The sequence below is a fragment of the Planktothrix agardhii genome (genome assembly GCF_904830935.1).
In the GTDB taxonomy this organism is placed as follows: domain Bacteria; phylum Cyanobacteriota; class Cyanobacteriia; order Cyanobacteriales; family Microcoleaceae; genus Planktothrix; species Planktothrix agardhii.
On the sequence record NZ_LR882952.1, the window covers coordinates 561589 to 580368 of the forward strand.

The 18780-nt window shown below is 37.7% G+C and carries 16 protein-coding genes; 8 read left to right on the forward strand and 8 right to left on the reverse strand.

The features are described from left to right. Window positions 1-147: 147 nt before the first annotated feature. Window positions 148-1281, forward strand: a complete 1134-nt coding sequence (locus tag NMG88_RS02545; protein ID WP_254035081.1) for a M14 family zinc carboxypeptidase — start codon at window positions 148-150, stop codon at window positions 1279-1281. 57 nt (window positions 1282-1338) lie between these two features. Next, on the forward strand, window positions 1339-1818 hold the full coding sequence (locus tag NMG88_RS02550; protein WP_026786946.1) for a flavin reductase family protein: 480 nt from the start codon (window positions 1339-1341) through the stop codon (window positions 1816-1818). A gap of 294 nt (window positions 1819-2112) precedes the next feature. On the opposite strand, the gene NMG88_RS02555 is transcribed toward NMG88_RS02550, so the two are convergent. From NMG88_RS02555 to NMG88_RS02565, 3 genes are all read right to left on the reverse strand, one after another. Beyond that, entirely contained in the window at window positions 2113-4092 is a 1980-nt protein-coding gene (locus NMG88_RS02555; RefSeq protein WP_043938705.1) for a sensor histidine kinase, read from the reverse strand. Between the two features lie 90 nt (window positions 4093-4182). Next, entirely contained in the window at window positions 4183-4863 is a 681-nt protein-coding gene (locus NMG88_RS02560; protein WP_026786945.1) for a response regulator transcription factor, read from the reverse strand. Between the two features lie 79 nt (window positions 4864-4942). Continuing rightward, window positions 4943-5635, reverse strand: coding sequence for a response regulator transcription factor (locus tag NMG88_RS02565; protein ID WP_254035082.1), 693 nt, complete (start codon window positions 5633-5635; stop codon window positions 4943-4945). A 140-nt stretch (window positions 5636-5775) separates the two neighbouring features. Here NMG88_RS02565 and NMG88_RS02570 point away from each other — a divergent pair, with 140 nt between their 5' ends. The 4 genes from NMG88_RS02570 to NMG88_RS02585 all read left to right on the forward strand — a co-directional run bounded on the left by NMG88_RS02570 (window position 5776) and on the right by NMG88_RS02585 (window position 8205). After that, complete coding sequence (locus NMG88_RS02570) at window positions 5776-6192, forward strand: heavy metal-responsive transcriptional regulator (protein ID WP_254035083.1); 417 nt, start codon at window positions 5776-5778, stop codon at window positions 6190-6192. Window positions 6193-6310: 118 nt separating this feature from the next. After that, a complete protein-coding gene (locus NMG88_RS02575; protein ID WP_254035084.1) occupies window positions 6311-6742 on the forward strand; it encodes a protein tyrosine phosphatase family protein in 432 nt (143 codons plus the stop codon). Window positions 6743-6835: 93 nt separating this feature from the next. Beyond that, window positions 6836-7078 (forward strand): thioredoxin family protein, encoded by a 243-nt coding sequence (locus NMG88_RS02580; RefSeq protein WP_254035085.1) that lies wholly within the window; start codon window positions 6836-6838, stop codon window positions 7076-7078. Window positions 7079-7212: 134 nt separating this feature from the next. After that, window positions 7213-8205, forward strand: a complete 993-nt coding sequence (locus NMG88_RS02585; RefSeq protein ID WP_254035086.1) for a permease — start codon at window positions 7213-7215, stop codon at window positions 8203-8205. A 20-nt stretch (window positions 8206-8225) separates the two neighbouring features. Here the strand turns inward: NMG88_RS02585 and NMG88_RS02590 are convergent, their stop codons facing one another. The 5 genes from NMG88_RS02590 to NMG88_RS02610 all read right to left on the reverse strand — a co-directional run bounded on the left by NMG88_RS02590 (window position 8226) and on the right by NMG88_RS02610 (window position 13934). Beyond that, a complete protein-coding gene (locus NMG88_RS02590; protein ID WP_254035087.1) occupies window positions 8226-10163 on the reverse strand; it encodes a tetratricopeptide repeat protein in 1938 nt (645 codons plus the stop codon). 204 nt (window positions 10164-10367) lie between these two features. Further along, window positions 10368-10538 carry a photosystem II assembly protein Psb34 gene (gene psb34 / locus NMG88_RS02595; RefSeq protein WP_141294150.1) on the reverse strand — a complete coding sequence of 57 codons (171 nt, stop codon included), beginning with the start codon at window positions 10536-10538 and terminating at the stop codon, window positions 10368-10370. Window positions 10539-10638: 100 nt separating this feature from the next. Continuing rightward, window positions 10639-11466: a thiazole synthase gene (locus NMG88_RS02600; protein ID WP_042151572.1), complete on the reverse strand. Its 828-nt coding sequence runs from the start codon at window positions 11464-11466 to the stop codon at window positions 10639-10641. A gap of 113 nt (window positions 11467-11579) precedes the next feature. Further along, window positions 11580-12455, reverse strand: coding sequence for a sulfurtransferase (locus NMG88_RS02605; protein ID WP_042151577.1), 876 nt, complete (start codon window positions 12453-12455; stop codon window positions 11580-11582). 228 nt (window positions 12456-12683) lie between these two features. Continuing rightward, the gene (locus tag NMG88_RS02610) at window positions 12684-13934 is read right to left on the reverse strand and encodes a NupC/NupG family nucleoside CNT transporter (protein ID WP_227366358.1); all 1251 of its coding nucleotides are present in this window, start codon (window positions 13932-13934) and stop codon (window positions 12684-12686) included. Between the two features lie 163 nt (window positions 13935-14097). Between NMG88_RS02610 and der the strand changes: the two genes are divergently transcribed. Both der and NMG88_RS02620 read left to right on the forward strand, forming a co-directional pair. Next, a complete protein-coding gene (gene der / locus NMG88_RS02615) occupies window positions 14098-15462 on the forward strand; it encodes a ribosome biogenesis GTPase Der (RefSeq protein ID WP_254035088.1) in 1365 nt (454 codons plus the stop codon). Window positions 15463-15658: 196 nt separating this feature from the next. Further along, entirely contained in the window at window positions 15659-18670 is a 3012-nt protein-coding gene (locus NMG88_RS02620; protein WP_254035089.1) for a type ISP restriction/modification enzyme, read from the forward strand. Window positions 18671-18780 lie beyond the last annotated feature (110 nt).

Here is an 18780-nt window from a genome sequence, read left to right on the forward strand (position 1 = left end):
TAATTTTAACGTTAAAACCCCCATCATAGCATGGATTTTTTTCAAAAGTGTAGAGACCTGCCATTTAACTGTAAACTTATTAACTGTAAACTTATTAACTGTTAACTGATAACTGATAACTGTTAACTGATTACTGATGACTGATTTATGATTCCTAATATTTCAACTATTCCCTTGATTCAACTAGCTTCTGGCGATCAATTATTTATTCAAAGTTATCAGTTTAAAGGCGAAAATCCAGGCAAAAAAGTTTATTTACAATCTAATTTACACGGGGCTGAAATTAGTGGAAATGCGGTAATTCAGGATTTAATTAATTTTTTAATAACTTTGGATAAGACTCAGTTAACTGGAGAAATTTTATTAGTTCCTGTTTGTAATCCTTTGGGGGTGAATCAGCGATCGCATTATTTTTCCTCCGGTCGATATAATCTTTATGATGGCAAAGACTGGAATAGAATTTTTTGGGATTATGAAAAAACCGGAGCAGATATTAGCCAATTTGCCCAAGATAATCAGGATTTAGAACAAGATGAAATTCAAGCAAAATATCGTCAAACTATTTTAAATCAATTTTATCAACTGGCTAAACTCATTAGAAGTTACCCCGGAGTTTCCTACAATAATTATTATCGCTATCAACTCCAAAACCTAGCCCTAGATGCTGATTATCTGATTGATTTACACAGTTCAACGAATAACGCCCTGGATTATTTATATTGTTTTCACAGTCGAGAAGCAAGTGCTAATGCCTTTCTATTAGATACAGGAATATTAATGAATGATTATGATGGGGATGCCTTTGATGAAGCCTTTATGAAGCCCTGGTTAGCCTTAGAAAACGAATTAGCTAAACTAGGAAAAAATATTAGATTTGAGATAGAATCTTGGACATTAGAACTGGGTTCCGGGTTAGAAATGAATCCCGAATCTGTGCAGAAAGGAATTAGGGGAATCAAAAATTATCTAGTGACCAAAGGACTTTTATCAATAAAAGATTTCCCCTTAGCTTCCAACCCCAATCATCAGATTCATCTTACCCCTAAACACAAAATTCAACGCTATCATTCCCCCGGCGGAGGCATGATTGAATTTTATGTTAAACTGGGAGAAACTATTTATAAAAATCAGAAACTCTATACTATTTTGAGTTTTAATAAAATTGGAGAATTACCCCAAATTCGGGAGGTTTTCGCCGAAGGAGACGGACTCATTTTCGATATCACCAAAAATCATTCCGTAAATCAATGGGATTATGTTTTAGGGGTAATGCCGTCTTAACTTCTAGTTTTTTGCTAAACTAATTGCGTAAAATCACTCAATACTTAAATTAAAACCGTGTTAGACGAAGCCGCTAAAAAAACAATTCTGCGTAAAATTCCCCACGCCCTCTATATTTGTGGAGTCAAAGAGGGAGAGGAAGTCAATGGTTTTACCGCCAGTTGGGTGACACAAGCCTCCTTTGAACCGCCCTTAGTGGTCAACTGTGTTAAAAATGATTCTAAATCCCATGCCATGATTAAAACCAGTGGTGTGTTCGCCCTCAGTTTCCTGGCTGAAGGTCAAAAAGACATCGCCCAGAAATTCTTTAAACCCCAACATCGAGTGGGAAACAAATTTGAAGACATCGAATTTTATCTAGGAGAAACCGGTTGTCCGATTATTTCCGCCGCCCTGGGTTATGTAGAATGTCAAGTGGTGGGTTGTGTTGAACACGGCGACCATACGGTATTCGTCGGGGAAGTCATCGCCGCAGGTGTTCATCAAGAAGCCGAAATTCTTAACCTCGCCAGCACAGGATGGAATTATGGCGGATAGGTAGGGGAACACTGCGATTAATGTTTTTAACTCTTTCAGGACTTACGCAATTACGCTAAGTACCTAAACAAAATTAATTACACATCTTCTGCCCAGATCCGGCGTTCCCTCCCCCCCTAGCCCCCCGTGCACGGGGGGTTTGGGGGGGGCTGTTCCCTCTCTCAACTAGGTAATTTATTTTGTGCAACTACTTATATATAGCGCATAGAAAATCGGGCGATTTTCGTTGATTTGGCTCAGAAAATCGCCCGACATCAGGATTAAATTAGTCTCAAATTCATGAGTTTTAAAATCCTATTCTGCTATCACGGGATGGGAAGAAATAGAGCTTTGAGTTGAAGGTGATTTTGTATTAGTATCAGATAGGGGAATACTAATCATCACAGTGGTTCCGAGATCTAAACCTGGACTATCTAGGGTAATAAAACCCCCCATCATTTGCATTAAACGGCGAGAAATAGCTAAACCCAATCCAATTCCCCCGAATTCCCTTGTGGTTGAACCATCGGCCATGGCAAAGGGTTCAAAGATTTTTTGCTGATGTCCTAACGCCACACCAATTCCGGTATCGGTAATGGTGACTACAACTTGATATCGCACGGTCGTAGATTTTGAGGCGGTATTATTTTGCATCTCAATCAGAGAATTGGTAGCCAATTCAATCCGGGTAGAAATGGTGATTCCTCCCGATTTAGTAAATTTGACAGAATTATTGAGAATATTAATAAAAACTTGCTTTAACTTATCAGGATCAGCCTGAACAATAATCGGTTGATCGGGGGTGGGTAAGTCGAGGGTTAAGTTTTTGTGTTGAATATCCAACATTTGCAAATTCACCGCATCTTTGACAATTTGCATTAAATCCGTGGGTTCAAGCATCACAGATAATTTGCCTTCTTCAATTAAAGCAATATCTAAAATATCATCAACTAAATTTAATAGATGTTGGCTGGAATCCGAGGCAATTTTCAGATATTCTTCCTCCTCTGTTTTGGTATCACAGTAACCATCTTGAATCAGACTAATTGAATTAATAATCCCATTTAAAGGGGTTCTTAATTCGTGGGAAATAACTCGTAAAAATTCATTTTTTAATTGATTAGCAACTTGGGCTTCTTTGGACGCATATTCTAGGGCTTGCGCTCTCGCTCTAAGACTTGCTACCATTGTATTTAGAGCTTCAGCCAACTGATTAAACTCTGTTATTCTTAGATTGTCAGGAACATCACCCGGACTATCTAAATTTTTAGCTCTGAGTGCATAATCTCTCAATTTTTCTAAAGGAATTGCTAAATCCCTAGAAACATACACCGCAGCAATAATACTGGCAATAACTAAAGATAAAACCAAGGAGATTAACAACGATTTAATATCTTTTAATCCCGATAGAGCTTGCTGTAAATCAACAACCGCTAAAATCACCCATTGCTTATCGTTTTCCGAGGTAATCGGGCTAGGAATTGAATCATATCCCGCTAGAAGTTCATTCCCCGATTGATCAAAATAAAATAAGTGAATAAAAGAATTTTTTTTACTCTCTAACGCATTAGATAATAAATTTTTGAGTCTATTAGCATCGGCTTGATCTTGAATATTTTGTCCCAATTTATTCAAACTTGGATGACTAATAATTGTTCCTCCTTGATCAATAATAACGGTAAATCCCGTTAAAGATTTAGGAGGTTCTTTCGATTCTAAATATAAAGTTGATTGCAGACTTAACAAATATTTTAACTGATTTTTATTGTTTTGATTGACATAAATCGGGGAGTTGAATACTAATTTAATTTGATTTCGCCATTCTGAATTTTTTTGATCGAGACTGGGAACTAAATAATTAATATAAATCTCAGGATTTTGCTGTTTTTGGGACGACCAAAAGTTTTTAGGAATAGAATATATAGGCTTTTTCCCGCAGGTCGTAGCAATCAGTTTTTGCGTTTGTAGATCAGTCAATTGGAGACAACTAACCAAGGGAGAAAACTGCTCCTGAAGTTGAGAAAGCAGCACAGAATACTGTTGAGGTTTTTCGGGTTGTAAAACAATATTATTGGTGGCAATCGTCAAACCAGACTTGTTAAAATCAATCCATTCATTAATGGTTTGTGCTTTTTTACTCGCACTTTCTGTTAAATTTAATCGGGCTGTTTCGAGTAAACCAGAACGGGCTTTTCTATAGGTAACATATTCTCCCACGAGCAACACAGGAAGACTAAGCAGTAAAATCTGCGAGAGTAAAATCTGGCGAAATGACGATTGACCCGACTTAGGCATAGTAGAACATGGGACAGAAGACAGAACGTAGACAGCAGTTAGACCAGAGTAGACAATAAACCATAAACATTATACTAATAATCCCCTCTATTAATTGAAACGATAGCCAATACTTCTAACCGTTTGAATAAAAGAAGGATTTTTAGGGTCAGGTTCAATTTTTTTTCTAATTTGACCAATATGAACATCAATAACCCGCCCCCCTTCACTACTATCGTCTTGATAACCCCAAACTTTTTCTAAAAGTTCTGTGCGTTTCCAAGCCCGACCCGGTTTACTGGCTAAACAATAAAGTAGATCAAACTCCAACGCACTTAAAATTACTAATTCTCCTTTGAGATAGACTTCTCGCCGATTCGGGTCAATAATTAAATCCCGATAGGCTAAATTTTTGTGTTCTAAATTAGACATAGATATGCGGCGTTTTAAAATAGCCTTAATCCGCAGACTTAACTCCTCCAAATCAAAGGGTTTAGTTACAAAGTCATCGGCTCCTTCTTTTAACCCGAGTTTTGGATCTTGTTCACTGGTGAGCATCAGGATCAGAACATGAGTTTGATTTTGCATTTCTCGACATAATATTAAACCCGTTGTATCCGGCAAATTCAGATCTAAAATGACTAAATCGGGGTTGAACTGTTCAAATACTTTCAACGCCGTCTTGCCATCAGCGGCCACTTCTATTTGGTAATCCTGTTGGCTTAAATAACGACTAATTAAATTTCGGATTGCCGGATCATCATCAACAACAAGAATCTTTGCTGAATTCATAACTAAAAAGCCCGTGAGAATTTAACGATTGATAATCGGGCATGAATGGTTAAGAATATAGGACAATTATCCATTACAATTAACGTTCACCCGTGCGCCGATCAAACATATATCCCACACCCCGAATTGTTTTTATAAAGGAAGGTTGCTCCACATCCAGTTCGATTTTTTTGCGAATCTGACCAATATGAACATCAACAACCCGCTGCTCGTTTTCATACTCATAACCCCACACTTCCTGCAATAATTCTGGCCGTCGCCAGGCTCGACCCGGTTTGCGGGCTAAACAGTAGAGCAGGTCAAATTCTAATGCACTTAGGGCGATTAATTCACCACCAATATAAACCTCTCGACGATTTGGATCAATGACTAAATCCCCATAAATTAAATTTTTGGGTTGTGTATCTACTTGATTTCGTTGACGCTTTAAAATTGCTTTGATTCTAAGGTTTAATTCTTCTAAATCAAAGGGTTTGGTCACAAAGTCATCGGCTCCCTCCTTTAACCCAAGTTTGGGATCTTTTTCGCTGGTTAGCATTAGGATAAATACACTGGTTCGACTTTGCATTTCCCTACACAATGCTAAACCGGTTGTATCCGGCAAATTTAGATCTAATACCACTAAGTCAGGATTGAACTGTTCAAACCTTTCCAATGCGGAATGGCCGTCACTCGCTATTTCAACTTGATAGTCTTGTTGGCTAAGATAGCGACTTATTAGATTCCGTATTGCCGGATCATCATCAACTACGAGAATTTTTACAGATGCCATAACCACGCATATTCAGCAGAAGGTTGAGCCAGAATATTAAATAGACATCTCAATGTTAATGGAAAAGTTGAGCTTACACCCAATAAAATACCAATTTAGTTGTATTGCTTTACAGAGTTTAACCCACAATCACTAAATCAATGTTCCAAATCGGCGCAGTTTCCCGTATTTTAGGGCTAAATCCCCAAACTGTTTATTTTTATGAACGCATTGGCCTGATTCCTCCACCACAAAGGACAGAGGCTGGTTATCGGCTATTCAGTCCATCAGACATGGAAAGACTGGAGTTTATTGTTCGGGCTAAATCCTTGGGCCTGAGCTTGGAAGAAATCAGAGAAATTTTGGCATTGAAAGATGGACAACTGCTCACCTGCTCAGAAGTTCAAAATCGCTTAGTCAATAAACTAGAGGCGATCGAGGACAATATCCGTCAATTACAGGCTTTACGAGAGGAACTTCTTCCTTTAGTAGCTCGTTGTCGTCATAATCTCGATCCGATCAATCCAGAAAAACAGTGTGTTGTTTTAGAGGAGAATAGCAATCAATCTGCCGATTAAGGTTGAGAAAACACCACCAGCCCTAAAAAAATTTCTGCAATCCCCTTGACCTTATACCTTAGTATAGACTCTATGATGATTAGTGTTAGAAATTAAATCTATTTTTTGAGGAAAACAGATGTTTGCAGTGATTAACGACTCTCTGGCTATCGGTAGTATTACGGATTTGACAGAAATCAACAATATACAAAAACAGGGCTATCAAAGCCTGATCGATCTTTGCCCAACAGCAGAAGGAAATAAACTTAATGCCGTTGATATCGAAGCCCAGGGGTTAAAATACACAAGTGTACCAGTTTCGCCTATGAATCTAAATCAAGGCACTCTCCAAACCTTTTGCGACACCATTGACGCAGCTCAAAAACCGATTTATGTCCGTTGTGCATCGGGAGTCAGGGCGGCGGTGATGTCGTTATTAATGCTGGCTGATCAGGAAAAATGGACAGAAGAACAGTATATCGAACGCCGGGATGCTTTGGGTATTCAGCATAAGCCTAACTGTCCAATTGAGGCTTATGCTCATCAACATTTTGCTAATCGCCAAAATTAATACTAATTGGGTGAAAATAATCCAAAACTTCTATTTTCATTCCCTACCCAGTCAGGATCAATTATCCGATCAAATTTAACCATAAATTCAGCCATGAACACGATTAAAGTTGAAATACTCGGAACAGGTTGCAAGAAATGTCAGCAACTAGAAGCGAATGCCAAAGAAGCGATCGCTACTCTCAATCTTGAGGCGGAATTATTACACATTACCGATCCGATTGAAATTGCCAAACACCATGTTATATCTACACCAGCCCTGGCTATTAATGGCAAAGTTGTCAGTCAAGGAAAGGTAATTTCTTCCGATCAAATTAAACCTTTATTGCAAAAGTAATCAGTAATAGGTAATGGGTAATGGGTAATAGGTAATGGGTTTTAGAAACAGAAGTATTATCCCTGTTCCCTGTTCCCTGTTCCCTATTCCCTTTTACCCCAAAATTTTAAACACAACTCAAATAATATTGCTATATGTTTGATCCTTTTTATCCATTTGATTGGTTAGCAACTCAGATCGTTAGCCAAGTATTTAGGTTGTCGCTAGAATCCCATTTGGGATCTAGTCTGCACTTTTTTTTATATGATGTTCCTAAAGTTCTAACATTACTGATCGTAATTAGCTTTTTAGTAGGAACTTTTCAAAGTTTCTTAGAACCAGAAAAAGTCCGATCTTGGTTAGAAGGAAAACGCACTTTTGGGGGAAATATAGTTGCTGCTCTGGTAGGAATTATTACGCCCTTTTGCTCCTGCTCTGCTGTGCCTTTATTTATCGGTTTCTTAGAAGCAGGAGTTCCCCTAGGAGTAACGTTTTCCTATTTAATTTCAGCCCCGATGGTCAACGAGGTGGCTGTGATTTTATTATGGGCATTATTTGGGCTAAAAGTAACTTTATTTTATATTGGCTTTGGGGTAATATTAGCGATTATTGCGGGTTATCTGATTGGTTTACTCAAACTAGAAAAATGGGTTGAGCCTTTTGTTTGGGAATTACAAAAAAATCGTCAGAATATCTCCCAAAATGATGACTTATATCTAAATCAAATAACTTGGCAAGAACGGTTTGAACAAGGAGGATTTCAGTCAATTGAAATTGTTAAATCAGTCTGGCCCTATGTGGTCGGCGGAATTGCAATTGGAGCCCTAATTCATGGCTATGTACCAACAGAATTTATCGTTAGATGGGCTGGGGCTAATAATCCTTTTGCCGTGCCCATTGCTGTTATTCTAGGTGTACCGCTTTATGCTAATATTGCGGGGGTGATGCCAATTACAGAAGCCTTAGTTAATAAAGGAATGCCCCTAGGAACAGTATTATCTTTTACGATGGCAGTAACAGCCCTATCTTTTCCAGAAATGGTAATTCTTAAAAAGGTACTCCGTCCCCAACTTCTAGCCGTGTTTATTGGTCTAGTCACTTTTGGTATTATTAGTATCGGCTATTTATTCAATGGGATTCTTAGCTGAATTAGGACACAACTTTAAACCTAAATTTTAGGTAATATTTCAGATAGTAAATGGGCGGGAATTTGAGATAAAGCCTGATTTTGTCCTGGTAATCCTGACTCATTATAGAAAGCCCGAATAGTTCGCAGTAAATAACCCAAAGTTGTTTGATGATGTTCGCTGGTTTTGGAATTAGAAATAACATGATCTGTGAGTGGTTGTTTTGACTCACTAATAACAGCTTTAACATGATGTCTAAGTGCAGCTTTTAAACAAGCCATGCGAGTCTTTTTTTCGAGGTTTAAATTAGAGTCGGTCGCCAGTTGATAGTGGGTTAATCCCAGGTTATTCTGGGTTGCTAAGGGGTCAAAATTGAGTTGAGATGGACTGATATCGGTAACAATAGAGAGAGCCTTTTTATAGGCTGCGATCGCCCGTTTCAGAAATTTAGCCCGAATTTCCGACTTTTGATAGTGGTTTGCTAAATGCCAATAGACAATACCTAAGTTATTATAGGTAGCTGCACAGGCGATCGGGGCTGAGGCCGTCGTCCGATAGGTCAAGGCTTGATGATAGGCATAAATAGCTTGTAAGAGCAATTTAGCCGAGGGTTGATATTGGCTTAATGTCCAATAGGCCGTGCCTAAATTGGTTTGTAGCAGGGCATAATTTAGGGGATCTTGTTGTGGGGTATAAAATTCCATCGCCTCAGTATAGGAATCAATTGCCGCTTTTAGATGGGGAATAGGTTGGGTTTTTTGGGCGAGTTTCCAATAGGTAGTTCCCAGATTATTTTGAATTGTAGCATAATCTTGAATTTGGGAAATATTAATTTCAGGTTGGTTAAAATTGAGATAACATAAGGCTTCTGTATAGGCAATAATTGACTGTTCTAAATTTTTACTCCCATCTTGCCAAGTCGCTAAATCTGCATAAGTCGCTCCTAAGTTTTTTTGGATTTGTATATATAAATTTGGTTGAATTTCAGGATCAACTTTCATTAAAGCGTTTTGGTAAAAAATAATACTTTTTTCTAAATAACACATCACATCCAGAGATTTTGGATTCTCTTGAACCCTTTGGCGAAATTCCATCCAATATAATGTTCCTAAGTCATTAAAAACATTAATAGAATCATCAAGATCGTCGGAAGCAATAGAACTTTTATTCAATTCTGGAATAATTTCTAAAACTTTTTCGTATGCTTGAATAGCCTGGGTATAGTTGAGTTCTGAATTGTCCCCAGCTAAAATGCGATCGCGGTATATATTCCCTAATTTACGATAGGCTGGAGATAAGCAGGAAAGGGCAGAATGTTGCTCAAATTGTTGAATCTGATCGAGAAGTTCCTGCAACGGATCAGATATTTGACCCCGTTCAACAGGTTCGGAAGTTTCCCCAAAATCTAAGGAAATGGTCTCCGACTCCAAGTTACTCGGAGTGGGATCACTGATCCATTCAAATACTCCGGTTCGTCGCTCCCAAAACTCCGGTACTGACTGTTGAATACAAGATAACCAAGGGGAAGAAATCCACAACAGCAAACTAAATTCAAATTGGTCGAGATGGTTTTCTAAAGTGCGTAAATATCTTAAAAATGACCATTGTACCGCCGGAGGTTGACGGGTTAAATGTTCTACCCCTAAAATTTGAAATCCGATAATATCTGGATGACTCTCATTAGATTTATTTTGAGCATACCATTGGATAATTGCCTGAAATGGATTCGGATCACTTAAATCAAGTTTTACACTAATTAAACCTGAAGAAATGGGAGATTGGGGTATAATATTCTCCTGATGTTTGGATAAAAAATCCGTTCGTAACTGTAGCGCCAAATGATTTCGCAGATTTAAGTTATCACAAACTCCAAGAAAAACTTGACGGCGAAGTTGCAAAGCCAGCGCCTGTTGTAAACGATCGTAGATTCGCTGATGAGTTTGGGAAACTAAAACAGAACAATTATTGGTCATCGCCATTATCAACCCTTAAACCATCACCTAGGACATCTAATTATCTTCTTCCATCTAGCGGTTCAGGTTCAGGAGAGAGGCAGGTTTTTAAGGGTTATTCTTATTCTTTTTGTCTCTATATCTTTGTGGTTTGCTTCAAATCCGGGGGGCATTTCACGATTAGCAAACGTAAAAATACCCAAAACCCGCCCGGACTGAATGATTAATATCTCAGGATACAGTGAAGGCAAGGAATAATAAAACCCCTATCAAGGCAATCCCAGCAAGACCACCGATAATATAATTCCGTTTTTGTGAATTGGTAGGGGGTTCGGCTGTATAAACTTTAGGTTCCACTGCGAAGTTATTCAGACGTCCACCTTGTTCATTGATATAAGGCATGATGAAAAATCCATAAGTTACTATTTGGGATCAAGAATAACAAAAATTTAACAAAAATTTACACTCCATGGAAAAACTTAATAATTTGAAGACTGACAATTTAACCGGCGATTGTCCCAGTTAGGGGTGAGGACGCTTGAGCGTAGCTTTTGACCGGAATTCGCCCAGCCAGATAAGCCAGACGTCCGGCTTCCGTGGCCATTCCCATAGCTCTAGCCATAGCGGTGGAATTTTGGGCCAAGGCGATTGCCGAATTAATTAATAACGCATCCGCCCCCATTTCCATCGCTAAGGCCGCTTCACTGGGCGCACCAATACCAGCATCCACAACCACTGGAACCCTGGCATTATCAATAATAATGGCAATATTGGCAGCGTTTCTAATTCCCTGTCCTGAACCGATGGGAGAACCCAAAGGCATCACCGTGACACAGCCAACATCCTCTAAACGTTTCGCCAGCAGGGGATCGGCATTAATATAGGGTAAAACGGCAAAACCTTCTTTGACTAGCTGTTCCGCCGCTTCTAACGTGCCAATCGGGTCAGGAAGTAAATATTTACTATCAGGAATTACTTCTAATTTGACAAAATTATTGTCTTCCTGTCCTAATAATTTTGCCATTTCCCGTCCTAATCTAGCCACCCGAATTGCTTCTTCTGCGGTTTGACATCCGGCGGTATTCGGTAACATCCAAATTTTACTCCAATCAATAGCTTCGGCTAACCCTTCATGTCCTGGGGCTTGGGTTTGGACTCGTCTAACGGCCACGGTAACAATTTCGCACCCACTGGCGGTAATACTATCCTGCATTTCTTGGAGGTTGCGATATTTCCCCGTCCCGGTCATTAACCGAGATTTAAAGGTTTTTCCCGCAATAATTAAGGAAGTATCAAGGAAAGATGAGTTAGTTTTTTCTATGGTTTGCATAATGGGTAATGGGTAATGGGTAATGAGGATCAAGGATTTAGGAGGATTTCACGGATTTCACGGATTTTAATCTGTGTTAATCTGCGTAATCATCTTAAATCCGTGTTCTAATTTTAATCTGTGTTAATCTGCGTAATCATCTTAAATCCGTGATCTGATTTTTGTGCTTCTGTTAAATAGGAACACCAATCACTCCAACTTCCTCCATATAATTTAGCTTGATCAATTCCTGCTAATTCTAAGGAAAATAAATTCACACAGGCAGTAACTCCTGAACCACAATAAACGATTATTTCTTCTGAGTCTTTAATATTCTGCCAGCGTTGGGATTGTTCGTTTATTTTAACAAAACCCGTGGTTTCTGTCACCTCTTGCCAAGGATAATTTACCGCGCCCGGAATACATCCAGCAATTGGATCAATGGGTTCGGTTTTTCCTAAATAGCGTTCGGGTTCCCTGGAGTCAATCAGCACCACTCCGGGTAAGTCTTTTCGAGCTTTTACAGTTTCAATATCAACTAACATTTCTGACTGGATTTCTGGCTTAAATATTCTTAATTTTGGATTAGGAATATTAGAACTAATGGGATAGTCTAAATTTTTCCATTGACTAAACCCTCCATCTAATAAAACAACTTGATTATGCCCAAAATAACGTAATAACCACCACAACCGAGAAGCAAAAGCTAACCGAGAATCATCATAAGCAACGACTAAGGTTTGTTGAGAAGTTATACCAATTTCTGATAACTTTGCTGATAGTTTTTCTGGGTTAGGTAAGGGGTGACGTCCGCCGTGTTTTTGAATCGGACTTGATAAATCTTGGTCTAAATCTAAATAAAATGCTCCTGGAAGATGACCTTCTTGATATTGTTGTTGTCCTAATTTGGGATTGGCCAAGGAAAACCGACAGTCTACAATCACAATATTATCATCTTCGAGATGTTCTGCTAACCATTTTGGAGAAACGATCAATTGAGATGCAGTCATAGTAATTTCAAGAATCAGTAACCATAACAATTATTATAATATCTTTTTATAAAGAGAAACAAAAGTAGAAAAATAATTCATAAGTCTAGCAACAGCAAATAATCTTTTTATGTTTTATTAATATTGTAGTTTTGAATCGACTCAATTAATGTAAAATATTGTTGCAAGTTTTTGGTTTTACTTTACAAGAATTAATCATTTTTTGACGAGGATGGGGGCTGTTTTTTATTATAATAATATACCAGCAATACAAGCGGTCATAAAACAGGCAATAGAACCCGCGATCATCGCTCTAATTCCTAATCGAGCAACATCGGCTTGTCGTTCTGGAGCGATCGCAGAAATTCCCCCAATTTGTATGGCAATCGAACCAATATTAGAAAACCCACAGAGGGCATAAGTAGAAATAATTATAGCCCGTTCAGAAATAGTAGAAACGCTATTTTCTCCCCCCTTGCCTTGAGCGAGTTGTTGAGAATTTTCGATCAATTGTTTTAAATCTAAATAGGCAATAAATTCATTTAGAACTGTTTTTTTACCCAATAAAACTCCCACCTGTAAACAATCTGCGATTGGAATTCCCATTAACCAAGCCACCGGAGCAAATAAATAACCCAAAATTCCTTCTAAAGATAAAGAAGGCATCCCCCAAAAACTTCCCAACCATTGTAAAACCCCATTAATTAAGGCTAATAATCCTAAAAAAGCAATTAACATTGCCGCCACATTTAAAGCTAATTTCATCCCGTCACTGGCGCCAGTTGCCGCCGCATCAATCCCATTAGCAGAAGTGGGTTGAACTTCTATTTTAACTTTTCCTTTAGTTAAAGAGATTTCCGTTTCAGGATAGAATATTTTAGAAATTGCTAAAGCAGCAGGAGCCGACATCACAGAAGCCGCCAGAATATGTTCGGCGGGAATGCCAAAGGAAATATAAGCGGCCATCACCCCTCCGGCAATGGTGGCAAATCCCCCAGTCATCACCGCATGAAGTTCTGAATTTGTTAAGGTATAAATATAGGGTTTAATTAATAACGGAGCCTCCGTTTGTCCGATAAAAATATTCGCCGAACAGGATAAAGTTTCTGAACCTGATGTTTTCAAAGTTCGCATCATTACCCAAGCCACGGCTTCTACAATTTTTTGTAAAATTTTATAATGATATAAAATAGAAATAAAAGAGGAAAAGAAAATAATTGTTGGTAAAACTTTAAAAGCAATAAAATGGTCTTGAAAATCTTCTCCAAAAACAAATTTAGCTCCCTGATCAGAAAAGTTAAGAAAGTGACTGACCGCATTTCCTAAAAACTCAAATAAAGCAAAACCAGCCTGAGTTTTGAGGATGAGTACGGCTAAAATAAACTGTAATCCAATCCCCCATAAAACCGGATGCCAACGCACCGCTTGACGATTCACCGAACAGAGATAGGAAATTCCTACAAAAACAAATAATCCCAAAAGTGAAATTCCACGTTCCATAATTGTTTGATTTAATGTAGATTTTCAATGTATAATTAGAATGCTGTGCAAAAAGCGTCAGAATCCAAAATCAACCCTTTGCCAATTACTGTTAGCCCCAGCACACTATAGGAGAAAAGCAATTATATCTCCTACCGTTAATTACGTCTTACCAAACAGGTTTATGTCTCTACCTATTGTTGCTATTATTGGCCGTCCTAATGTCGGAAAATCAACTCTAGCCAATCGTTTGGCGGGAAATCCCGAAGCGATTGTGCATGATCAGCCCGGTATTACCCGCGATCGCACCTATCGCCCCGCCTTTTGGCAGGATCGAGAATTTCAAGTTGTCGATACGGGCGGTTTAGTCTTTGATGATGATACAGAATTTTTGCCCATGATTCGAGAACAAGCAATGATCGCTTTAACCGAAGCCACCGCCGCGATTTTTGTGGTAGATGGTCAGGTGGGTTTGACGGGTGGGGATGAAGCGATCGCAAGTTGGTTACGAGAACAATCAATACCGATTTTATTAGCAGTAAATAAATGTGAATCTCCCACCACTGGAATTGTTCAAGCCGCCGATTTTTGGGAATTGGGACTAGGGGAACCCTATCCGGTTTCTGGGATTCATGGATCGGGAACCGGGGAATTATTAGATGATTTGATTAAGCATTTACCCCCGATTAATGAACTCGAAACTGAAAAAGAAATTAAAGTAGCAATTATTGGTCGTCCTAATGTTGGAAAATCAAGTTTATTGAATGCCTTTTTAGGAGAAAATCGCGCCATTGTTAGTCCGATTTCCGGTACAACCCGAGATGCAATTGATACGGTAATTGAACGGGATGGAAAAACCTATCGCTTAATTGATACCGCCGGAATTAGACGCAAAAAAAATGTGGAATATGGGGCGGAATTTTTTGGGATTAATCGAGCTTTTAAAGCTATTAATCGGGCGGATGTGGTGTTACTTGTGATTGATGCGATTGATCAAGTTACCGATCAAGATCAAAAATTAGCTGATCGGATTATTGAAGAAGGTCGATCCTGTGTAATTGTGGTGAATAAATGGGATGCGATCGAGAAAGATACCTATACTATTTTAGACTATGAAAAAGAAGTTCGAGCCAAACTCTATTTTATGGATTGGGCGGAATTAATTTTTATCAGTGCTAAAACGGGTCAACGGGTTGAAAAAATTCTGAATTTAGTTGATACCGCCGCCGAAGGTCATGAACGACGAGTATCAACGGCCGTGATTAATGAAGTGATTGAAGAAGCGATCAGTTGGCATTCTGCCCCCGTCACTCGCCAAGGGAAACAGGGGAAAATCTACTATGGAACCCAAGTTAGTAGTAAACCTCCGACGCTGGTTTTATTTGTTAATGATCCTAAACGATTTAATGACAATTACCGTCGTTATATTGATGGTCAATTCCGTAAACAATTGGGCTTTAAAGGTACACCGATCAAGTTAATTTGGCGAGGAAAATCTGCCCGAGAAATTGAACGAAATCCGGCTAACCGAGCCACACGGGTTAAATAAGAAAGCAGGGGAGGCGGGGAGCGTTTGAAGTTGTTATGGAAAGTTTAAGACCATGGCAAAAGGCAGTCGATTCCCGCGCTTTATGAATTACGAATTTAGGATTGCTATATTTCCCTAGGTATTTCTTAAATTCTCCTATAATATACCCAAAAATGATTCTATTTTGATCAATAGGTTTTGAGGATAGGAGCGATTTATGTCTAAACTTTTGATTAGTCAATATTACAATAAAGTTGATCAAATTATTCAATATGGGGGAAGTCGCAAGGAAACTTCTATCCGCGTGGAGTTTCAAAATCTGTTAAATAACTATTGTAGAAGCAAAGATTTTTTATTAATTCCTGAGTTAGAATATAAGACAAAAAAGGGTAAAACAGTTATTCCCGATGGGACGATTAAAGATGCTCTCAGATTAGATTATGGTTATTGGGAAAGTAAGGATCAATATGATAATTTAGATTTAGAAATTGAGAAGAAACTGGCGAAAGGTTATCCCGATGATAATATTTTATTTGAAGATTCCCAAACGGTGGTTTTAATTCAAGGAGGAGGGGAAATTCTGCGGGTATCCATGCGAGATGCGGAAGCATTGGATAACGCTATTAATGCTTTTATTAACTATTTGCGTCCAGAAGTTCAGGATTTTCGAGACGCTATTAGTCATTTTCAAGAAGATTTACCGACAATTTTAACAACTTTGCGATCGCTAATTGATCAACAGTCTACTACTAATAAACCTTTTCAACAAGCAAGGGATAAATTTTGGCAAATTTGTCAAGATTCTATTAACCCAGAAATTAGTTTAGAAAATATCCGAGAAATGATGATTCAGCATATCTTAACCGAAGATATCTTTATTAATATTTTCAATGAGTCCCAATTTCACCGAGAAAATAATATTGCTAGTCAGTTACAAGCGGTGATTGAAACCTTTTTCACCGGGGCGACTAAACGCAATACTTTAAGCACTATTGAGCGTTATTATGCGGTTATTCGACGCACCGCAGCTAATATTTATAACCATCACGAAAAGCAAAAATTCCTTAAAGCAGTTTATGAGAATTTCTATAAAGCGTATAACCCAAAAGCGGCGGATAAGTTAGGAATTGTTTATACTCCTAATGAAATTGTCCGGTTTATGATTGAGAGTACGGATTATTTACTCCATAAACATTTTGGTAAAATTTTAGCAGATAAGGATGTAGAAATTTTAGATCCCGCCACGGGGACGGGAACATTTATTGCTGAATTAATTGAATATTTACCCAAAGCTCAATTACCCTATAAATACGAGCATGAAATCCATTGTAATGAAGTGGAGATTTTACCCTATTATATCGCTAACTTAAATATTGAGTTTACCTATCAGCAAAAAATGGGGAATTATGCCGGATTTCACAATATTTGTTTTATGGATACGTTAGATCATACGGTTTTTGCGGATAAACAGTTAAATTTACTCTCGATGACGGTGGAAAATACCGCTAGAATTAAACGACAAAATGATCGCAAGATTTCGGTTATTATTGGAAATCCTCCCTATAATGCTAAACAGGAAAATTTTAATCAAAATAATGCAAATCGTTATTATCAAGAAGTTGATAAACGAATTAAAGATACTTATATTAAATATGGGAAAGCTCAAAATCAAATTGTTATTTATGATATGTATACCCGTTTTATTCGGTGGGCGTCAGATCGATTAAGTCACAATGGTATTATTGCTTTTGTTTCCAATAATTCTTTTATTGATGCTTTAGCTTATGACGGGTTTAGGAAAGTTATTGCAGAAGAATTTAATGAAATTTGGATTATTGATACAAAAGGAAATGCTCGTAACAGTGGGGAAAGAAGACGACAGGAAGGAGGTAATGTATTTAGTGATCAAATTAGAGTTGGTGTTGCGATTTATTTCTTGATTCGCAATGAAAACTTACAAGGATTCAAGGTTTTTTATCATGCTTTTGATGATTATGCTAAAGCAGAGGAGAAAAAAGATTTTTTAGCTAAAAATAAATTGCAAAATATTAATTTTATTCACTATAACCCCGATAAAAATAATAACTGGATTAATCAAACTGATAATAATTTTGATAGTTTATTACCGTTAATTGACAAAGAAGTTAAAAGCGGTAAAGCAGAAACCGCAGTATTTAAACTATTTTCTTCTGGGTTAAAAACTCAACGGGATGAATGGGTTTATGATTTATCGTTAGAAAATTTAACCGAAAAAATGAAATATTTAATTAGCGTTTATCAAGAAACCTTAAAAGATAATGATTACAAAGATAAGTTTAGTGTTAAATGGGATGCTGATTTAAGCCAATATTTAAAAAGAAAAATCTCTAAATCTTTTTCTGAACAGCAAATAGTCAAGAGTTTATATAGACCTTACTTAAAACAATATTTATATTTTGATAAAAACTTTAATGGGAGAACCTATCAATGGTTTAATATCTATAATAACAAGCATTTAGACAATAAATATATTACATTTAAAAGTTTTGGAAGTAATCGCTCTTTTAACTGTTTAGCAACGAATTGTATTGCTGAACTTCATGTTACTGGTGCTAATCAATGTTTACCCCTATACTCTTATGATAAAGAAGGAAATTGTATTGATAATATTACTGACTGGGGTTTAACGCAATTTCAAACCCATTACAACGATAAAACTATAAAAAAAATTGATATCTTTCATTATACCTACGCTGTTTTACATAATCCCATCTATCGAGAAAAATACGAACAAAACCTAAAACGGGATTTTCCCCGTATTCCCTTTTATGATAACTTTCAACAGTGGGTAACTTGGGGAAAACAACTCATGGAACTTCATATTAACTACGAAACCATTAACCCCTATCCCCTAACCCGTGTTAATAGTTCGGAAACCGAAATCACCAACCCTAAACCCAAATTAAAAGCCGATAAAATCAAAGGTGAAATTATCCTTGATACCGTTACCAGCTTAACCGATATTCCTAAAACCGCCTGGGAATATCGCTTAGGAAATCGTTCGGCGTTGGAATGGATATTAGACCAATATAAAGAGAAAAAACCCAAGGATGAAACTATTGCTAAACAATTTAATAATTATCGGTTTGCGGACTATAAAGAACAGGTAATTAACTTATTAATGCGGGTTTGTACTGTTAGTGTAGAAACGGTTAAGATTATTCAAGCTATGGAAACCAATCAACATTAATATAATGGATTCGGTGCTTAAGCGCGAAGTGCGGGTTGCGCCAACGCACGGAATGGCAAGCGTATATATTGCCATGTCCGTTGCTATAGCAATCCTAAATCAGTTGTAAT